The 15,969-nt window shown below is 35.9% G+C and carries 19 protein-coding genes; 17 read left to right on the top strand and 2 right to left on the bottom strand.

Going from position 1 to position 15,969, the window contains the following annotated elements; all coding sequences use genetic code 11:
- From Q0376_RS04755 to Q0376_RS04715, 9 genes are all read left to right on the top strand, one after another.
- The coding region (locus Q0376_RS04755; protein WP_298704718.1) for a hypothetical protein at positions 1-924 on the top strand (924 nt) is incomplete at its 5' end.
- 107 nt (positions 925-1,031) lie between these two features.
- Positions 1,032-1,235: a KTSC domain-containing protein gene (locus tag Q0376_RS04750; protein WP_298704716.1), complete on the top strand. Its 204-nt coding sequence runs from the start codon at positions 1,032-1,034 to the stop codon at positions 1,233-1,235.
- Positions 1,236-1,454: 219 nt separating this feature from the next.
- Positions 1,455-1,799 (top strand): hypothetical protein, encoded by a 345-nt coding sequence (locus Q0376_RS04745; protein ID WP_298704714.1) that lies wholly within the window; start codon positions 1,455-1,457, stop codon positions 1,797-1,799.
- A gap of 84 nt (positions 1,800-1,883) precedes the next feature.
- Complete coding sequence (locus tag Q0376_RS04740) at positions 1,884-3,170, top strand: hypothetical protein (RefSeq protein ID WP_298704712.1); 1,287 nt, start codon at positions 1,884-1,886, stop codon at positions 3,168-3,170.
- Between the two features lie 15 nt (positions 3,171-3,185).
- Positions 3,186-3,662: a DIP1984 family protein gene (locus Q0376_RS04735; RefSeq protein ID WP_298704710.1), complete on the top strand. Its 477-nt coding sequence runs from the start codon at positions 3,186-3,188 to the stop codon at positions 3,660-3,662.
- A 421-nt stretch (positions 3,663-4,083) separates the two neighbouring features.
- Positions 4,084-4,569, top strand: a complete 486-nt coding sequence (locus Q0376_RS04730) for a hypothetical protein (protein ID WP_298704708.1) — start codon at positions 4,084-4,086, stop codon at positions 4,567-4,569.
- Between the two features lie 12 nt (positions 4,570-4,581).
- Positions 4,582-5,355, top strand: coding sequence for a DUF1828 domain-containing protein (locus Q0376_RS04725; RefSeq protein WP_298704706.1), 774 nt, complete (start codon positions 4,582-4,584; stop codon positions 5,353-5,355).
- Positions 5,356-5,380: 25 nt separating this feature from the next.
- Positions 5,381-6,508: a M20/M25/M40 family metallo-hydrolase gene (locus Q0376_RS04720; RefSeq protein ID WP_298704704.1), complete on the top strand. Its 1,128-nt coding sequence runs from the start codon at positions 5,381-5,383 to the stop codon at positions 6,506-6,508.
- A gap of 16 nt (positions 6,509-6,524) precedes the next feature.
- Positions 6,525-6,779 (top strand): hypothetical protein, encoded by a 255-nt coding sequence (locus Q0376_RS04715; protein WP_298704702.1) that lies wholly within the window; start codon positions 6,525-6,527, stop codon positions 6,777-6,779.
- A gap of 59 nt (positions 6,780-6,838) precedes the next feature.
- Here Q0376_RS04715 and Q0376_RS04710 read toward each other — a convergent pair whose 3' ends face one another.
- Positions 6,839-7,519: an HAD family hydrolase gene (locus tag Q0376_RS04710; RefSeq protein ID WP_298704700.1), complete on the bottom strand. Its 681-nt coding sequence runs from the start codon at positions 7,517-7,519 to the stop codon at positions 6,839-6,841.
- Between the two features lie 178 nt (positions 7,520-7,697).
- On the opposite strand from Q0376_RS04710, the gene Q0376_RS04705 reads away from it, so the two are divergent.
- Positions 7,698-9,359, top strand: a complete 1,662-nt coding sequence (locus Q0376_RS04705) for a sugar-binding domain-containing protein (RefSeq protein WP_298704698.1) — start codon at positions 7,698-7,700, stop codon at positions 9,357-9,359.
- Between the two features lie 224 nt (positions 9,360-9,583).
- Here the strand turns inward: Q0376_RS04705 and Q0376_RS04700 are convergent, their stop codons facing one another.
- Entirely contained in the window at positions 9,584-10,078 is a 495-nt protein-coding gene (locus tag Q0376_RS04700; RefSeq protein ID WP_298704697.1) for a cupin domain-containing protein, read from the bottom strand.
- 430 nt (positions 10,079-10,508) lie between these two features.
- On the opposite strand from Q0376_RS04700, the gene Q0376_RS04695 reads away from it, so the two are divergent.
- From Q0376_RS04695 to Q0376_RS04665, 7 genes are all read left to right on the top strand, one after another.
- Positions 10,509-11,588, top strand: a complete 1,080-nt coding sequence (locus tag Q0376_RS04695; RefSeq protein WP_298704695.1) for a GspE/PulE family protein — start codon at positions 10,509-10,511, stop codon at positions 11,586-11,588.
- A gap of 38 nt (positions 11,589-11,626) precedes the next feature.
- On the top strand, positions 11,627-12,646 hold the full coding sequence (locus tag Q0376_RS04690) for a type IV pilus twitching motility protein PilT (RefSeq protein ID WP_298704693.1): 1,020 nt from the start codon (positions 11,627-11,629) through the stop codon (positions 12,644-12,646).
- Positions 12,647-12,695: 49 nt separating this feature from the next.
- Positions 12,696-13,880: a type II secretion system F family protein gene (locus Q0376_RS04685; protein WP_298704691.1), complete on the top strand. Its 1,185-nt coding sequence runs from the start codon at positions 12,696-12,698 to the stop codon at positions 13,878-13,880.
- An 81-nt stretch (positions 13,881-13,961) separates the two neighbouring features.
- The gene (locus Q0376_RS04680; RefSeq protein WP_298704690.1) at positions 13,962-14,369 is read left to right on the top strand and encodes a competence type IV pilus major pilin ComGC; all 408 of its coding nucleotides are present in this window, start codon (positions 13,962-13,964) and stop codon (positions 14,367-14,369) included.
- 128 nt (positions 14,370-14,497) lie between these two features.
- Positions 14,498-15,187 carry a prepilin peptidase gene (locus Q0376_RS04675; RefSeq protein ID WP_298704687.1) on the top strand — a complete coding sequence of 230 codons (690 nt, stop codon included), beginning with the start codon at positions 14,498-14,500 and terminating at the stop codon, positions 15,185-15,187.
- Between the two features lie 2 nt (positions 15,188-15,189).
- Positions 15,190-15,678 carry a Tfp pilus assembly protein FimT/FimU gene (locus Q0376_RS04670; RefSeq protein ID WP_298704684.1) on the top strand — a complete coding sequence of 163 codons (489 nt, stop codon included), beginning with the start codon at positions 15,190-15,192 and terminating at the stop codon, positions 15,676-15,678.
- A partial coding sequence (locus Q0376_RS04665) for a hypothetical protein (RefSeq protein ID WP_298704681.1) occupies positions 15,665-15,969 on the top strand: 305 nt, incomplete at its 3' end. The genes Q0376_RS04670 and Q0376_RS04665, both read left to right, overlap by 14 nt.

Genomic DNA, 15,969 nt, shown 5'->3' with positions numbered 1-15,969 from the left:
GAGCCAATAATAGTTATCGATGACCCTATATCAAGTTTTGATTCAATATATAAAAATAAAATTGTATATGCTTTAGTAAAGATTTTAGAAAAGAAGGAGGTAATAGTTTTAACTCACAATACAGATTTATTGCGATTATTGCATGGTCAAAATGGTAATAAATATAGATTATATATTTTTAACAATTTTTCAGGATGTGAAAATGGATTTATTGAGTTAAGTAATACTGAAAGTAGTTTAGTATGTAATATCGAGGCATTTGTTCAATTATTAAAAAATCCACATGAATTAGAGATTCAGGATAGCCTTATATATTTAATTTCTCTGATACCTTTTATAAGAGGATATTCTGGTTTGGTCTCATCTTCAATTAAAGAACAGCTTACACAAGTTATGCATGGATATAAGAGTGAAGTAGTTGATATAGGTAAAGTTTATAATGATTTATTTTTAAAAGACTATAAGAACGAAAAGTTTGATAGTTTTTGTATCGATTCAGTAGGAGTAATCGATGCTTTTAAAGGTTTACTTGGTAGTAAAAACCTTAATGATTTACAAATAATTAATAATGATGAATATAGATTGTTAAATAGGACTTTAGTTCATTCGTTTTCATATTTAGCATTACGCTTGATAATTGAAGAGGTATTATGTCGTAAATACTCAATTAAAGGGGACTATTTACAATTAGGTAAAATAATTGTTGAGGCATATAAAGATAAATCATTAGAAACTACGAGAAAAAGAGTATTTTTGACCTCTAAAAAAACGTTAATAAATGATTTTAATCACTTTGATGGGAATATGAATATTTTTCAACCGGCTATTGATATTAATGACGATTTATTAAAAAAAGAAATAGATTCTATTTTAAAGTTTATTGAGGCTGAAGATGCTGAGATAAATGAAGTTAGTACTCAGTAGATTTTAAGAGAAATGAGGGGAATGTTAAGAATATAAAATTTGATCAGAGTATTACTAGTACATATAAATGATAATAGTATTTCTATTTAATATAAAGGAGTGGCAGTATGAAATTATTTTCGGTTATATCATCTAATATAGCTGCTATTGGCTATGAATTAGGTATCATTGAAGTACACTTTTTAAATGGTCATGTATATCATTATCCTAATTGTACTCAAGAGTTATTTGATGCATTTCTTTCTTCACCATCTAAAGGTAAGTTTTTACATCAACGGCTAAAAGGTCGTGGGGAATACCCTATTAGATAATATTCTTTATAACGTGTCATATATTGAGCTATAAAAAATGAGATATTTGACTTTTTGTGAGATGAAACTAAAAGAATGTAAGAAACTTGGAAATGCTAGTAATGTTTTAAAGGATTTTTTTAGTAAATAATAGAATATATAGAGTATGGGAGAGAACGTTTTATTGCATGTAAAAAGTATTTAATAGAAGATTAGGATGCTACTTAGGGAGGCGTCATCATGGCTAAATATACGGATGAGGATATTAGAAATTGTAAGAAGGTCACCTTAAAAATAGCAGGTGATTATCTAGGGATATCCCATTTAGCTGTAGGTGTTGGGATGAGGAATAATTTGCTACCTATAGGGTTTGCTATTCATAATGAAGAACGAGATTGTAGATTTAGCGAAAGTTGGTCATATCATATTGTTCCGGATAGATTAATTGCATATAAGCATGGAACAATTTCAGAAGTACACGTAGAAAATATAGAAAAAAGCCTAAATACAATGGTAGATGAGTTTGGAAAGTTAAGGCAAGAGTTACTTTTTATATTAAGCGAAAACTCAGAACAAAAGATTTAGAACTTTTTGAATATGGGTTTTCGCTAGGGAAATATTCATGTGAAGATAATAAATTATCAATTAGTCTGAATGAGGCGATAAAAGATGAGTTGGAATGATATAGTAAAAGTATCGCGAGAGAGTTTTTATAATGAATTATGGGAATTAGGTATAACTAAAGTAGCTAATAAATATAATACATCAATAATAGAACTAAAACGGATTTGTGAATATTACCGTATACCAAAACCAGATAATGTGTATTGGGGGAAGTTACACTCCGGTCAAGATGTATCAACTTTAAAACCTGCTTTAGAAGACTTTGATGAAGATGAGATTCTTATTTTAGAGAAACGTAAATCCAATAGAACAATTGAAGTAAAATCATTAAATTCTGGCTTAGATAAAAGTGATATGACTGATAATGATATTAAGAATTATGAACATGAAAAATTTAAAGAACAGTTATCTTTTTTGCCTATGGAAGATATAATAAGAATCGAAAAGATTGCTTTTGGGGTAGACGTATCTAAAAAGGGACGATTACATGTTCGTGTAGTAAAACTAAAGAATAGTATTGAGGCATGGTTAAATAGACGTCGTCAGGATCGTAGAAATTACTATGATTATAGTACTGGTGAGTATATAAATGAACCACGGTTTGTTATGGATGTTTCAAAAAGTGGTCTACCACGATTATATTCTTTACTAGACATTTTATTTAAAACTTTTGAGTTACTCGGTGCTGAAGTTACTGAAAATTGCACGCTCAAATTTGGTGAAGATGAAGTTAGATTTGATATTATAGAAAGATTAAATCAAGTGCCTCATGAAATCACAAAGCAAGAAGCACGAGATTTAATCATATATGAAGATGCAGTAAAGAATAATAAATGGGCAACGAAGCCACAAATTAGAAAATATGATAAAGTGCCAACAGGGATATTTCGTATAAAATTTAATCAGCGAAAATTTATAAAAGATGGAGAAGCTAAAAAACTTGAGAACTTAATGCCAGAAATTATTGCTTCAATTTATGAAGAATATAGGGGTGTAAAAGAAGAACGAGAAGCTAGAGAAGAAAAATATCGTCTGTGGTTAGAAGAAGAAAAACGAAAAGAATTATTATTAGAGCAAATTAATAAAGAAAAAGAAAAGACGAGGGCTTTGTTGAACACAATTGAGGATTATAAATTAGCTCAAGATATTAGAATGTATGCCAATATTTTATCAAGTCAATCCAATGATAATGAACTTGTATCTTGGATTTTAGCCAAGGCCGATTGGATTGATCCTCTTGTTTCAAGGCCTGATGAATTGTTAGGAGAGCGAAAGCATAAGGCCTCCGCAGAGGATAAACAAGAAGCGTTGGAAGCGAAGCGGTATTTATAAAAGCAGGTGACACACATGAAACTAGCAGAAGCTATTATGGAACGTAGCACACTTATGGGGATTGTAAATAATCTTCACGACCGAATTGAACGAAATCTACAGATTCAAGAGGGGGAGATTCCTCAAGAGGATCCGCAGATTCTTATTAAGGTTAAGCATCAAAAGAGTGAAGAGTTGTTACAGTTGATTACGAATATTCAGCGCATTAATGCGTCTAATTATGTACTAGATGATAAGGATAGAGCAACAGGAGAAACATTGCAGGCTGCTTTGGTTCGCCGTGATTACTTATTTAGACTTTCTTCAGCATATAGTGAATATGCACGGTATAGTGTGCCCAATGTTCGTGGTAGACAGTCTGAGATTAAAGTGCTACCTGTATTAGAGGCATCATCATTACAAAAAGAAGCGGATAAATATGCTAAAGCAGCTCGTGAATTAGACCGAATGATTCAAAAAACAAATTGGTATGTCGAATATAGTGAATTATAAATTTCCATAGATTGTTAAGGTGCATATATAAGGCGAATGATACCCTGTCTATGTTGACTCCAGCTGTGGGGCGCGGCACGATTTACAAATTTTGCCCATACAACTTACAGGTTATGCTTACAAATTAAACGCGGATAATACCAATCATTGATTATATATGTAGGGTGGGTATGGGGATGAAGAGCAGCTCAAAAGGCTGCTCTTTTTTTAGAAGAAAAGAAGGAGAATAAGGGGGTAAAAGCGAAATTAATTGTATAAATATTGCAAAAATGTTACAATAAAACCAAACATACGTTTCATTAATTGTGGATTGTTGTATATTAATTGAACTCTATATGTAGAGGAAAGGTTTTATGTATTGTTATCTTACCGTACAAAACTTATAATAGATATAATGATATTTAGATAGGGGAGAAATATCATGGGTCAATTAGAAATAACTCAAGAATATCTTGATAAACTAATTATTACACCTAAGAGAATTGTAAAGAAACCTAAAAAAGATTACTTAATAAAAAATGGATCTAGGCGAAGAGATTTTCAAGTTTATTCTGATAAATATAAAGAATCGTTTAGGGTTTTTATTAGACAAAGTGAAGCGTTGGCTGAGTGTTTTTCTATTGGTTTACAACTCTTAAATCCGTTGTTTGATGAGGCACCAATATTATTTCGTTGCAATGGCCCGCATGGCGGTAATGATAGGATTAAAGAACATTTTGTTACGCATATTCATCGTTGTAAGTTAGAGGTTTTAGATGATATGTTATTTTCTATTGAGAAAACAATAGAGCCTACAGATGCGTATACAACTTTTGATAGTGCTATATATTATTTTCTGACTATGTGTAATATTTTAGATGCGAAGCAATATTTTGAAAGATCTTGGAATGTAACATTATTTGAATAAGGAGGTGAAATTATGACTAATAGTATTTCTATGATAAAAGCTGAACTACAAAACTCATTTGCACATCAGTTTGATTTAATTGAAAAACGTCCTGATATATATCAATTGTTAGTTCCCATATATCATCCTGATGGAGATATGGTAGAAATGTTTCTTGATCTTAGAAATAAAAATCAAATTATCCTTATGGACTATGGAATGACCTTAATGCGTCTATCTTATACATTTGATATCGATACAGATAAAAAGCAACAATTATTACAGCAGATTATTTTTCAATATAATGGAAATATTGATTACAGTACAGGCATAATTTCAACTCAATGTAATATTAATCAGCTATTTAATGCAATAATGCAGTATTCACAACTGATTTTAAAGGTACTAAGTTTAGCTTTAGTTCAACGTAAATCGGTAGCTAATCTGTTTTATAAAAAGTTTACAGATTATGTACTAACCTCATTAAAATCATTAAACCCAAAAGTTGATTATAAGCCATTGTCAGCAGAACAAGATTTGGTAATACAATATGCATTTGAAAAAAATAATAAAAAAGTATTTTTATTTCCTTCTAGTAGTGAATCTAAAGCAAAAGATACAATTATAGATATTTTGACATTGCAACAGGCAGAATGTATTTTTACAAGTGTGGTAGTCCATGATTCATTTGATAAATTACCAAGGGGGACCCAGAAGAAAATAATGAAAGTTTCTGATAAGCAGTTCTATGATTTAGCTGATTTTGAAGAAAGTGGAGCAGACTATATAAATAGAATATTAGCTTAGATTAGTATGTTAAAGGGAGGCCATTATGATCCAAGAAAAGCGTTTATTAAATGAGTTTTTTGAGTTATTGCAAATGTACACGCCTACATTAGGGGAGCGCGAGATTGCTGATGTTCTTACAAAGCGTTTAGAGGAATTAGGTTTTACTGTAGTGGAAGATGATGGTGGCACAAAACTAGGCGGCACGGCTGGTAATTTAGTGGCCACGCGCAAGGGGACGATTCCTGAGGCACCTATGATTATGTTGACGGCTCATATGGATAATGTGCAGCCATGTAAAGGGGTTAAGCCGCAGCTCAAGGATGGTCTTATTACATCGGATGGTACAACTGTACTAGGCGCCGATGATAAAGTGGGGATAGCTACTATTTTAGAAGCTTTGCGTACCATTGATGAACAGAAAATCCCTCATGGTGATTTACAAATCGTTTTTAATATCGCTGAAGAAGGCGGGGTTAATGGTTCACGGGTAATGAATTCATCCTTATTAAAAGCACAATATGGCTTCGTTTTTGATACCATCAATTCCCCTGGCCGTATCGTTCGTAAAGCGCCAGGCAAGAACCGTATTGAGGCACGTATTATTGGTAAATCGGCTCATGCTGGGAATTCCCCTGAAAAGGGCATTAGTGCTATTGTGGTGGCTGCTAATATTATTACAAAACTACCGCAAGGGCGCATTGATGAAGAGACAACAGCTAATATTGGTATTATTCATGGTGGTCGTGAAACTAATGTGGTGCCAGAAGAAGCTCAGATTGTGATGGAAACGAGAAGTCGTGATAAGGAAAAACTCACTGAACTTACAGACAATGCAGTGCGTACGTTTGAACTTGTGGCTCGTGAAATGGGGGCTACTGCAGAAGTAACAGTGATTAAAAACTATTCACCATTTAAATTAGCTGAAGATCATGCTACCGTACAATTAGCTAAACGAGCTTGTGAAAATTTAGAATTCCCTGTGAATATCACTGAAGGCGGTGGGGGCAGCGATGCCTGCTTCTTTAATGCCTACGGAGTGCCTAGTGTTGTATTAGGCGTGGGCATCCGCAATCCACATTCTAAAGAAGAGTATATTCCTGAAAAAGATTTATATGATACGGCGCGCTTGGCTGTGGAGCTCATTAAAGAAGCAGCAAAGTTAAAAGCGTAAGTGTTAAGGGGCTACAATGAATCGGAAAATAACGGTACAACGAATTGTTTCTAATAAAGTTCAGTGTTGTCATTGCGGTGATATACTAGGGTCTACATGGACTCATGGTGTAAAACTTTGTAGTTGTAAGACTGTTGCTGTAGACGGTGGACTTGAATATTTACATCGTAGCTTTAAGAAAAAAGGCGATTATATTGAGTTGTCAGAAACGTATTGGGAAGAAATAGAATGGGACTTACCAGAAGTATCTTCTATGAGTGAGAAAAAATAGTAATAGAAAAGCTGTAATACCATATGGTATTACAGCTTTTTTAGATTCAGAACGAGTGTCTATTTATTTAATTCTTCTAATATGCTTAGCACATCGCTAGGTTTTCGGGCAATATGCTGAGCCCCTTGCTCAACTAAGAAGCTTTCGCCTCTAAAGCCCCAAGTAACGGCGATAGGTAGAAGTTTTGCATTGCGCGCTGTTGCGAGGTCTACTTCAGAGTCCCCTATATAAACAGCTTTGTCTTGAGCGCTTTTGAGTTCTTCAAGGGCTGTGATGACCATGTCCGGTTCAGGCTTGCGTGCTAGTCTAGGCCGTTCGCCTATGCCGACAGGAAAATAGCCTTTAAAGTATTGCTCATTGAGAGCGGTTACGCCTTCTTGGATTTTATTAGATACAACAGCGATTTTATATCCTTTTTCTTTTAATCCATCAAGTAGCTCGTAAATACCTTCATAAGGAGCTGTTTTATCTTGCCAGTGATCTGCATAATAGGCTTTAAAATCAGCTAACATAGTAGCTTGTTTTTCTGAAGATGTGCCAGCTGGCACGCTACGCTCCACGAGCTTACCTAAACCATTGCCAACGAAACTACGAATTTCATCAATAGTACGTGTCGGATAGTGATGCATAGTAAGAACATAGTTCATCGTGTCTGCTAGGTCATTGAGGGTATTTAATAGTGTACCATCACAATCAAAGATAATTGTATTATAACGGGTGTTTTCAGTAATTTTGCTCATATAGGTCTCCTTGGATTATTTATTATATATGTCTATATTTTATCATATAACAAAATGGGGAATTATACATTTTTGATATAAGATTTTAAAGAAAGTGCTTAATTTTAGACATAAATTAATTGTCTATGAGCTCATATATAGTATATACTAATATGAGAAAGCATAGGAGGAGTCATTAATGAGTACTATGGAGTTATTACAGCCAGTAGACAATGCATCTCGTGACTGCCTAGATTTGAGTGGCCAATGGTTTTTTGCCTTTGATTCATCAAAGGATAAGAGCTATGAATCTGGGGTAGCCCGCGACATGACCGTACCGGTTCCTGCAGCGTTACAGGATGTCTTTGTGTTGCCAGAAGAGCGTGCCTACTGTGGCACTATGTGGTATGAACGGCAAGTGTTTATACCTAAACGTTGGCTTGGATCAGATGTATTTTTGCGATTTGATGGCATTGGGAATCGTGCTGTTGTATATGTAAATGGGATTGAAGCAGGACGTCATGAAGGCATTTATACCTCTTCATCTTTAAATGTAACAAGACAGCTTCGTTATGGTGAAGATAATCGTATTGTTGTAAAAGTAAATAATGAATTATCACCTTATGCATTACCAGCAGGGCAAGTGATTACATCTCCAAAGGGGCAGCGAGTGAATCAGTCTCATTTTGATTTTTCTGTGCCTACAGGCATTTACGGGCGTGTCGCTTTATATACGGTGCCTTCAACGCGCTTGACGGACGTAATGGTACAGACTGTGGAGCTTAGTAAAGAAAAAGCGGTGCTACAATATATGGCTCATGTGCAAGGTAACTGTCTTGTTACGGCTACCCTTCGTACTCGTGATGGACGTATTATTGCTACTGGTGTGGGTGGTAATGCCAAACTCGTTATCGATGACCCTCAGATTTGGTCTATTGGAAAAGGCTATTTATATAACTTAGAGCTAGAAGTTAGTCGCCTTGGTAAACAACATGATTCCTATACCCTTAAAGTTGGTTTGCGTACTACAGCTGTAGAAAATGGTAACTTTAAGTTAAATGGGGAGATGACGCGTCTCAAAGCCGTTTTATGGTCTAAACCATATGGTGATGAGTTAGTAATGACTCCATGGCAGATAAAACAGCGTATGCTTCAGATTTTAGCCTTAGGTGGCAATTGCATTTATAGTGGTGGACGCCCTTTAGGCTCCGAAGTCTTAGCTATGGCAGATGCTTGTGGGCTCCTTGTGATTGGCGAGATTCCAGGGGCTGGCCTATTATCTAAGGATTTAAAACTTGGAGAGGCTAATTTTAATAAAATTGACATTAAATCTAGACTTTTAGAAGCACATAAAGAAGCCATTCAAGATTTAATTCGTCGAGATAAAAATCATCCATCCATAGTGACTTGGTCGCTCATGTATAATCCTGTGACTATTATGAAAGACGATGAAATGTATTATCAAGCTTTGGCTGATACTGCTAAAGAAGCTGACTGGGAAGAACGACCTTTAAGCATGACATTAAACCATGCTGTTAATACGATTTGGATGAATAATTTAAATTCCTATGCTATGATTATTCTTACTCGTTGGGCTAAGGAGTGGCAAAAGCCAACAGAATTATTGCAAAGCCAGATTTATAAAGAGTTGATTGATTGGGATGCTAAGCATCCGGAAAAGGCGATTGCAGTATTTTTAAATACAGATGTGCCAATTCATTCTATGTCTTTCGGCATGTACAAAGAACAAACAGAAAAGCTTAAGGCCTTATTATTAACTCTGCTAAATGCACAAGGTGAATTATTTCAAATCAGTGATGCCACTCTTTATGATGCTTTAAAATTGGGCTGGAAGTCTTGATATTAGTAGCGTATTCATTGGAATGTATCTAATTATATAATGTTATTTTCAGAGAGTAGTAAGTTAAAAACTTACTACTCTTTTTTATATATAAATGGCTGTTTATTTCATAATTATAAAAAGCTGTAGTTTCAGTATATTACTGAGACTACAGCTTTTTTGTATAGAGTGTCTATGGTTATTTTTTATTAGTGTTGAAGTAAAAACTAGTTAAAGTAATCAAATTATTTCTTTTCAGGTTGTGGATGATTTAATGCATACGTATCATTTTGAGCAATGATGTCTAAGAATACAAGTGGTTCTTCGTTTTCATTGCGAAGTGCATGGCCTTGGCCAGGGCGGGCAATTGTAATGTCTCCAGCTTTTACTACTGCTTCTTTACCAGTACCATCCATGAAGATACCTTCACCAGAAATGATGATGTATGTATCTTCATTGACACCATGAGTGTGAAGGCCAATAGAAGCACCTTTTTCTAAAGTCATCCAGCCAATTTCTTTAATGGCAGACTCTTTGCTAGCTTGGTCACGTGTAAAGGAGAATTTGCCAAATAAAGTGCCTTCACCTTTGGCTACATTTTGTTTATCCAATGTAATGAGTTGATCCTTTGGATAGTATTGTTCATCTGGTGCAAATTGAGTTTGTTCTGCAGCGATTGCAGTACCTGTTGCTAAGATACCAGCTAAGACCAATACAGTAGTTAATTTCTTTAATTTCATAATATACCTCCTTACAAAATCCCTAAACCTAGGTGCCGCACAAAGTATTGCTTAAGAATACATCATACAGGCAACCTTAGCATATCTAGCTATTCTATAAAATAATAGTAAATATGCAAAATGTTAATGTTAGTATAATCCTAATTGGCAAGAATAACAAGATATAATTAGAATGTTTATGCAAAATGGGACTATTAAATAAAAGCACCTTAATGAGCCGCTTTAATAGGTTATTTTGAATTTTCTTAGAATACTACAGGTAGGCAAGCTTAAAAATCGGTTTACTTTATAGGGGAAGCGAATATGTTTAAGAGGTTTAACATATTCTAAATTGCTTATATTATTTAGATGCTTTAGATAGTTTAGTGTACATGTAGCGGTTTAAATAGTTTAGTGTGCTTGTAGCGATTCAGATAGTTTAGGAGGGCTTATGTTTCAAGTAGAATTCGAATTAGATCGAATCGTTCAGGAGGCGATTGAACAAGAGGCTAGTGATATTCATTTTGATGCAACGGCCCATGGTTTAGTTATTCGTTTACGAGTTCATGGAGTCCTCCAAATAAAGGAAGAGATTCCTAAGGGGCGCGCAGAGCAAATTGTAAATCGTATAAAAATTGTGAGTGGCATGGATATTGGGGAAAAACGACTACCTCAAGATGGTCGCTGGTCTTGGCAAAAAGGGCCTATGCAGGGGAGTCAACCGTTACGAGTGGCGGAGCGGCGCAATCAGTTGCATGTTAAGGAAGAGGATGAAGAGCGTGCGTATATGTTACGTGTATCTTCATTACCTTCTGTATATGGAGAAACCATAGTTTGTCGTATTGTAGGAAATGAAAACTGTTACAAAAATTTACAAGAATTAGGCATGTCAAAGGCACTTTATGGAGCCGTATGTAAATTACTAAAAAAGCCTCATGGCTTATTTCTTATTAGTGGTCCTACGGGCTCAGGTAAATCATCCACATTATATGCATTGCTGCGCCTATTAAATGGTGTGGAAGAAAATGTAATTGCCCTTGAAAATCCAGTAGAGGCGGATATTCCAGGGGCTATTCAAGTGCAGATTAATCCTAAAATTGGCTACACCTTTCCCTATGCGTTACGTGCTGTGTTGCGTCAAGATCCGGATACGATTATGGTAGGCGAAATTCGTGATGTGGAGACCGCTGAATTAGCTGTACAAGCCGCATTAACTGGCCATCGTGTGCTAGCCACTATTCATACGAATGACGCAGTAGGTGTTAGGGAGCGTTTGTTAGACATGGGAATTCCCGATTATTTAGTGCGTGCCACTTTGCTAGGATCCTTAGCGCAACGTCTAGTTCGCATTAAGACAGAGCGTGGTGTAGGTCGTAAGGCGATTTTTGAGTTTATGGATGTGTCGGCGAAGTTGATTGATTGGAATAATTTAGCGCAATATGTGAAGCCTACTTTGTATGAATCCGGTACAGTTTTATTAAATGATGGACTTACTACTAAAGAGGAGCTTCAAAAGGTCGGAATTTTGTAATGTAGCGTTATTTATGCAGGAAGGAGGGCTACGGATCTGTGTTATATAAATTGTTAGCTGTGGCCATGAAATTAAAGGCCACTGATTTGCATATTGAATTAGGCAAAGAAGTTTGGTTTCGCCTAGGCTCAGATATAGTAAGAGGTTGCGAACTTGCCACTGCTGATGAATTTTCAGGCGTAGGGGGTAACATTTGTGATGAAAGTATATTTTTGCAAATCTATAAGGCTTGTAATGAAGACTCCCAAATGATAGATGGTGCTTTTTCATTTAGCTCCATTCGTGTACGCGTTCATTTGTATAAAGCTCAGGAAATACGTTGTGCAACATTACGTTTATTGTATAGTAATGATCTTTTACTTCCTCAAAACGATGAAGGTGATTTGTTACGAAACATAGCGCTGTTAAAGGATGGGTTATTTATTATTAGTGGCCCTACGGGGTCAGGGAAGTCATTTACCTTGGCTAGTTGTATTCAATATATTAATCAATGTGAGGCAAAGCATATTGTGACTATAGAAGACCCCATTGAGTTCGTTTTTTCTAATAAAAAGAGTTTAATTCATCAACGGCAATTGGGGCGAGATGTAGAGTCTATGGCATTAGGTATAAAAGAGGCGCTGCGCGAAGATCCAGATGTCATTATGATTGGTGAATTGCGAGATAGACTAACCCTAGAAGCAGCACTTCATGCGGCGGAGACGGGTCATTTAGTATTTTGTACTTTACATACGCAGCGTGCTGTTATGGCTATTAACCGCATGATATCCATGTTTCCAGCAGAGCAGCAAGAAGAAGTGCGAGCACAGTTGTCTCAAGTATTGCGTGCCGTGATTTGTCAGCGCTTAGTGCGTCAAGGTGATCAGTTTATACCGGTACGGGATATTTTGATAAATAATGCGGCTGTAGCTAATTTAATTCGTCAAAGAAAAGAGCCTCAAATTGTGTCGATACAGGAGATGCAACGCCCTATGCAGACCATGGAGATGGCTGTTAATAAAGTACGGGCTGTTTTAGGACCTTGTGAGCAACTTGATAGTCTTTTAGATGAATTATAGAGAATTTTTATAAAAAATAAACCTAATTTTGAGGAGGTGAGGCAGTATCATGAAGCAGTTTATGTATGTTGTGTATGATGAGAAAGGAGTGATACAGGAAAACTCATTGTGGGCGGAGTCTCTTGAGGAAGTCAAGTTAAAACTCATATATCGTGGTTGGAAATTGATTCGCATTGAAGAGGCTAAGACGCATGGTTTAAGCAAGTCTAAGTGGTCTGAGAAGGATATTGTTGAATTTTCTTATCGCATGAGTTTGTTGCTTGAAGCGGGAATTTCGATTCGAAGAGTTATGCAATTTTTGAGCACTAAAGGAAGCAAGAAGATTCCCTATGGTCTCATTAATGAGGCCATCAAGCAAGGTCAGTCCTTATCTATGGTGCTAGAATTGACCCAATTCCCTTTGATTGGACTGGCTCTTATTACTGCCGGAGAAGCAGCTGGTACATTAGGGCAAAGCTTTAAGCAAGTGAAGTTGTACTATGAAAAGCAATTGAAATTTAAGCGTCAATTATGGAGTGCAGCTACATACCCATTGTTTTTGTTAGCTTTAATGTTTATTTTTTTAATCGTTGCTTTAGGCTTTATTATTCCTTCATTTAAGCAAGTTTTACTTTCTATGAATGTTCCTTTGCCTTGGATAACACGTCTTTTGTTTAGCTTAGGTGACATCTTTATGGCCCATCCATTTCTTTGTGTTTCATTGCCTTTAGGTTTTATGGGAACTATCTTAATTAGTTTAAGGCAATCTACAACAAAAAAGATATTAGCTAAACGATTTTGGCTTTTGGGGCATGGGAAGGAATGGTTTGATGCATTTTTTCTAGCCCGTATGACTGAAATTTGGGCTGTATTGCTTGACTCTGGTATTAGTATGACAGATCTTTTAAAATTGTCCGAAAATTTATGGGGTAATAGTTATGCTACTTATTTACATAGGCAAGTGGCGCAGCAAGTAAAAGATGGGGCAAGTTTTAGTAAGGCGTTGCGATTGACGGGCTTAGGCAATGAATTTTTATGGGAACTACTTCTTATGGGTGAAGAATCAGGGAGTATGGTAGATATGCTACAGCATTGTCATACCTATTATGAACAGCTAACAGTTCGCTATATGCATAAAGTACAACAGCTTATGGAACCTCTTATGATTACCTTTATGGGCGTCGGTGTGGCCATACTTGTTATAGCGGTTATGTTACCTATGTTTAACTCAGTATCAGCGATTCAAGTACTATAAGACTACAAAAGAGTTGGATTTAATCTACTATTAGTACATTTGAAAGGGGCGTATAGGATAGTTATGAATTTGTGGAATCGAATGATAAAAAATATACAAGCGGTACTATTTCTCTCAAGACCTAAAGGTTGGGATAGGCGTAGTAAACGTGAGGAACAGGGAGGTTTCACCTTAGTGGAACTTATGGTCGTTGTCGCTATTATTGCTGTACTTGCAGCAGTGGCTATGCCACAATTCTTGAATGCTGGTGATAAAGCACGGGATGCAAAAATTCAAGCCGATACGCAAACGATTAGCAATGCAGCACAATTATATATGATTGATAAATCTACTGATGCGGTGCCTACTGTTGAGGATTTATACAAAGAAGGCTATTTGTCCGAAGCTGTAAAAACACCTAAAGGCGGGGACTATACAATTACGGCAGAAGCAAATGAAGGTGGAAAAGGCCAGCATATTGTAGTGAAGGCCAGTGATGAGGCTAATTAAATGATTTGGCAGAAGGAGCGTGAGACCGCGACTTATTATTTTATAACTGGACTGATTTAATTCATTTAGTTATAGAAATAAGAGGCTGGCTGTTTTATGTATGTTTAAAAAAGGTCATAAGGTAGTTTATGTGGTATGTACATTATTTAGTAAATGGTTTTGTAGGACTATTAGTTGCCTTAGGCAGTGCCTATATATGCGAAATATGGATCTTAGGGCGAGAACGGCGTTCTAAGAGACTCTATCTCTTCTCAAGTGTTGTGGGCATTTGTTTTGGTATACTTTGCGCATTTGAATTTACACAAACATCGATTTCTTTATTAACAATATTCTTCGGATTCGTATTATTTATGGGCGCTACCATCGATATGAAGTACCTCATCTTACCTGATGAAGGTGCAATTTTAATACTCATAAGTGGATTAGTTAGATTGTGGTTACTAGAGGAGTCTATTGTTGGTGCAATTATAGAAGTAATTATGCTATTAATGGTTGGTTGCCTATTGTGGGGACTGAGTAAGCAAAGTTTTGGCTTAGGTGATGTAAAATGGCTAGCCGCCAGTATGTGTTGGGTTCCTATTCATTTATTATGGCTTGTTTTATACATTTCTTTTGTTAGTGGCACGCTGTTTGTAGTTCTAAGATATGGCTATAAAAAACTCGGTTTATTTACTGGGCGCTTAACAATAGACGTGCAGAAACAAGAAAGTACAAAAAACAAACAACTACCTTTTGCTCCTTTTTTATGTAGTGCTATATTTTTAGTTTATCTGTGGGGAGAGTGGATTAGTGGGTGGTATACAAGGAATTTTTTATAAATTTGGGTGCATATAGTGGCACAGATAGGGCTAATAAAGGTTTTATATTGAGCGAATTAATGGTATATATTACTATTCTCGGTATATTGGCAAGTTTAGCTATTACATCAATTCATGCTGTAACGAATGAAAATCGTATCTTTGATAATACAACGAGGCTTTTTTATTACAATCTAAAGCGTACGCAACTGGCCTCGCTACAGGGGCGAACAGGTTTTGATAGTAGTGAGTATAATTTGTTTACCGTCTATGAGGATGAATATGTTACTAATATGTATGAGCGCCTATGGGGCCAAGAGACTCTAAAATTGCCAGAGCATATGGTTCTTAAAATTAATGTGCGTCGAAGCAATAGTATTGATGTGAGTGGATATGAAGGACAAGATAATGCATCGACTTTGGAGATTTATGACAAGAAATTACAAAGAGGGCGTCAGTACATTTTTTCGCAGCAAACAGCTCGGGTTCGGTGGGTTGATGTTACGCATTAATGTGTACGAAGGCATTAAAACGAAACTCAAAGTTTATAATGCTTTAAGACAAAACAAAGAGCCATATGTTACTCAGGACATTTTAGGGCGGAATAAAGAGATAAATATTGATAAAGAGGTATCTGTAAATAGAGAACAATCCCTTACTCATGAAGGCGGTTTTCTTTATTTAGATGCATTAGGTGGAACGACAATAATTAGTATCGTACTACTTGCTGTAGTAACTATGATTGGAAGTTTATGCTTAGAATATAGGCAAGCGCGCATGGAAGAAGCGGCTTTGCAGGTGGC

The sequence above is a fragment of the uncultured Veillonella sp. genome (assembly GCF_937981445.1).
Taxonomy (GTDB): Bacteria; Bacillota; Negativicutes; order Veillonellales; family Veillonellaceae; genus Veillonella_A.
This window is presented reverse-complemented; position numbering and strand designations above follow the sequence as displayed.